At 69.5% G+C, this 3,834-nt stretch carries 3 protein-coding genes; 1 reads left to right on the top strand and 2 read right to left on the bottom strand.

Annotated features, from left to right (window positions below; genetic code table 11):
* Positions 1-1,701, top strand: a 1,701-nt coding sequence (locus HUU95_RS10535; RefSeq protein ID WP_174280071.1) for a glycosyltransferase, incomplete at its 5' end; no start/stop codon positions are given.
* 22 nt (positions 1,702-1,723) lie between these two features.
* On the opposite strand, the gene HUU95_RS10540 is transcribed toward HUU95_RS10535, so the two are convergent.
* Together HUU95_RS10540 and HUU95_RS10545 are read right to left on the bottom strand one after the other, a co-directional pair.
* The gene (locus HUU95_RS10540; protein ID WP_254602741.1) at positions 1,724-2,830 is read right to left on the bottom strand and encodes a polysaccharide biosynthesis/export family protein; all 1,107 of its coding nucleotides are present in this window, start codon (positions 2,828-2,830) and stop codon (positions 1,724-1,726) included.
* A 112-nt stretch (positions 2,831-2,942) separates the two neighbouring features.
* Positions 2,943-3,605 (bottom strand): ABC transporter ATP-binding protein, encoded by a 663-nt coding sequence (locus HUU95_RS10545; protein WP_174280073.1) that lies wholly within the window; start codon positions 3,603-3,605, stop codon positions 2,943-2,945.
* Positions 3,606-3,834: the final 229 nt, after the last annotated feature.

Below are 3,834 nucleotides of genomic sequence, written 5' to 3' on the forward strand. Positions count from 1 at the left end.
GCCGAACTGGTCGAGATGGGTGCGCGGGACCGGCTTCCGGGTGGCGCAGGCGGCGACGAGGCGGCGCGCTACCAGGCCTTCCGCCGGCAGCTCGCCATCCCGCCGTCCCCACCGGTGAACGACGGACGCCCGGAGATCGCCGTGCTGGTGACGGCGGCCCATGCGGGACCCGCGGAGGTGCGAGCGACGCTGGGGAGCCTGCTCGACCAAGCCAATCCCGGCTGGACTGCGGTCGTCCATGGCCCTGCGACGCTGCGCGACCATCCGGTCGCGAGTCTGGCGGCGATCGATTGCAGGATCGCCTTCGTCGACGCGGACGCGACGCTTCCCGACGCGAGCGCGTCGCCGCTGCTGCTGCTCGTCGCCGCGGGCACGGTGCTGGATCGCCACGCGCTCGGCTGGTTCGCCTTTGCCGCGGCGCGCACCGGCAGCGTTGCCATATATTGCGATCACGACGCGCACATCGACGATTGGCGCCACGGACGCACGTTCGAGGCGCCAGTCTTCCAACCGACCTTCGATCCCGACTGGTTCGACCAGCCCAGCGACCGACCCGCGGCGATGCTGGTTGACCAGCGGCGGATCGCGATGACGCAGGCCGATGCCGATCCCTGCGCCTTGCTGCACGCGGCCGCGGCAGTTGGTCCCGTCGCCCATCTGCCGCTGCTGCTGGCCAGCTGGAAGCGGACGGCGTCGCCGGGCAATGCCGCCCGGCCTTCGATGATCTCAGCGTCATTGGCCCTCGCACCGGACCGGACCGATCCCACCCGGCCCGCCGAGCGCATCCAGGTGGTGATCCAGACGCGCGACGAGGCGGCGATGCTGCGGGTGGCGGTGGGCAGCCTGCGCGCGCGCGCGGCCGTGCCCGACGCGCTCGACATCGTGATCGTCGACAACCGCAGCGCGCAGCCGCGCACGCACGCGCTCCTGCGCGGCTATCGCCGGCGCGGCACCGGGACGGTGCTGCCGTTCGACGAGCCGTTCAACTGGGCACGTGCCAACAATCTGGCTGTCGAGGGTGGCACCGCGCCGCTGCTACTGTTCCTCAACAACGACACGCAGATGCTGTCGGACGGCTGGGACGACACGCTGCGTGCGATGCTGGCCGAGCCCGACATTGGAGCGGTGGGGGCGATGCTGCTCTACCCCGATCGATCCGTGCAGCATGCGGGGATGATTTTCGGGATGGGTACCGGCGGCCCGGTACACGAGGGGATCGGCCACGACGAGCGGGACGCAGGCCCGGCCGGCCGCTGGCGGCGCCGGCGCAGCGCCGTGGCCGTCACCGGCGCGTTCATGGGAATGCGGCGCGACGTGTTCGAGGCGGCGGGCGGGTTCGAAGCGCTGAACTTCGCGATCGCGTTCAACGACGTCGACCTGTGCCTGCGCGTGCGGGCCGCGGGACGTCGTATCGCGATGACGCCACGGATCGTTGCGATCCACCATGAATCCAAGACCCGCGGCCTGAATCACACGCCCGAGCGCGTTGCATGGGACATGGAGGAGCTGCGCCTGCTGCACGATCGCTGGGGCGAGGCGCTGTTCCACGATCCGGCCTACAACCCCCACTGGGCAAGGATCGGCCAGCCGTTCGACGGCTATCGCACGCCCCCGCTGATCGAGGTGGTCGACCATCTGGACCGCAGCGCCCGCGCGCGACCCTGGATGCCGGTTCCGGCCCGAAGCGGGCTAGGCTGGTGAGGAAGGCAGGGGTCGCCCTGCGCTACCGGGCGATCGCGCGCGCGGTGATGAACGGCGAGAAAAGCTGGTTCACGATGCCCACCAGCTTGGACGGCTGGTTGGCGGCCGCGTTGGCGACGAAGATTACGTCCTTGTCGTGCATGGCGAAGCGCTGCGACAGGAAATAGCTTTCCGGCTTCATCAGGTTCAGCCTGTAGATGACCGGCTCCGCATCACCCAGCCCCTGTACGCTGTAGCGGAACAGGAAGATCGCCGTCGGATCGGCGGTCGCGTCGCTCGGCCCCCCGGACCGCGCCAGCGCCTCGGCAAGCGAAACCTCGCCGGTCTCGAACGCCACCTGCGAGATGCGCGTGGCCGCGCCGAACACCGTATAGGTGCGGGGGCGACGGATCAGCTCGATCCGGTCGCCCGGGTTGAGCACCAGATCGTCCGGCACCCCGGCGCGTATGGTGCCCAGCCGCTGTTCCACGGTGCGCCCACCACGCACGAAGCGCACGATCGTGTCGTCTGACGAGTTCGCGCTGCCCCCCGCGGCCGCGATCGCATCCAGCAGCCGCTCGCGTGCAAGGGTCAGCGGGAAGCGTCCCGGGCGGGTGACCGTTCCCGCCACGTACACCGTGTTGGTGACGTTCTGCGACACGGTGACGAGGACGCGGGCGTCCTGCGACTTGCCGCGCAGGGCGGCGACGATCCGCACCCGCGCCTGATCCGGCGTGAGCCCGGCGACCGGGATTGAGCCGAGATAGGGCAGGTCAACGCGGCCGTCCGCATCCACCACGGTGGCGGGAAAGCTCTGGTCATGCGCCGAAGGATCGAAGCCGCCGGGAATGCCGCCTGCCCGCGTGCCGGCGAACAGCGACACACCCACCTCGAACACCGTCACCGTCAACACGTCGCCCGGGCCGATCAGGTCGACGCGCGCGTTCGCATCCAGCGAAGCGAGCGTCGGCAGCTTTGCCGCCTGGTCGCGTTCCAGGCCGTCAAGCGCCGTCACCGACGCCTGGTCCAAGTCCACGATGCGGAACCTGTTAGTGCCGTCGGGTGCGCGCGACTGGCGGACCACCGCCCTTGCCGTCGGCCCGTTGGACGGCAGGGTCGCGCAGCCCGCGAGCGCGACGAGCGATGCCACCCCGGTCAGGCTCCGAACGTGCCGGTGGCGGAAAGCCGTCCTCATCTTGTTCTTGTTTCCCGATCATGGTCGTTGCCGGCGACGTAACCGGCCGGAGGCGATGCCGTGCAGGTCAGCTCCCCCGGGTCTGGAGGCGGTGATGGACCTCACAGGCCTCAGCAATGGTATCGTACTGCACGAGCGCGCCCCCGTACAGCACCGCACCCTTGCGGCAATAGGTCTGCAACGTGCCGGGATCGTGCGAGATCATCACCAGCGTGGCGTTGTCGCGCCGCGAGGCCAGCGCCTCCTCCGAGCGACGACGGAACCGCTCGTCGCCGGCGGCCGTCACCTCATCCACCAAATAGCATTCGAAGTCGATCGCCAGGCTGATCCCGAACGCCAGCCGCGCGCTCATGCCGGCCGAATAGGTCTGGACGGGCTGAAAGAGATAGGGGCCGAGCTGCGCGAAATCCTCCACGAAATCGAGCAGCTCGCGTTCCGGGCGGTTGTACACGCGCGAGATGAAGCGGGCGTTGTCCGCGCCCGTCAGGCTCGACTGGAAGGCGCTGCTGTAGCCGATCGGCCAGGAAGTCGTCATGGTCCTGGTGACGGTGCCGGACGTGGGCTGCTCCACGCCGGCGATCAGCCGCATCATGGTGGACTTGCCGGCACCGTTGGCACCGCAGATGCCGATGGAATCGCCTTTCTGGATGGTAAAGTTGACGTCCGTGAACACCCGCTTCTCGAATTTGCGCAGGTGGTAGCTCTTTGACACATGATCGAACCGTATCATCGCGCCGCCCCGTACAGGCTGGGGCGCGTCCGCGAAAGCCGCGGCGCACGATCGCGTGGCGATGACCCCAGCGCGCGCGCTTCGCGACACGCCGGTCTGCGTCGATGCCCGAATGCTGGCTGCGGGCGGGACCGGGGTGTCGACCTATGCCCGCTCGCTCCTGACCGCGGCCGGCCGGATCACGGACCGGCCCTGGCGGCTGCAGGCGAGCGGGACGGGCGGCGCAGAC

The organism is Sphingomonas bacterium (genome assembly GCF_903643065.1).
Lineage (GTDB): Bacteria > Pseudomonadota > Alphaproteobacteria > Sphingomonadales > Sphingomonadaceae > Sphingomonas.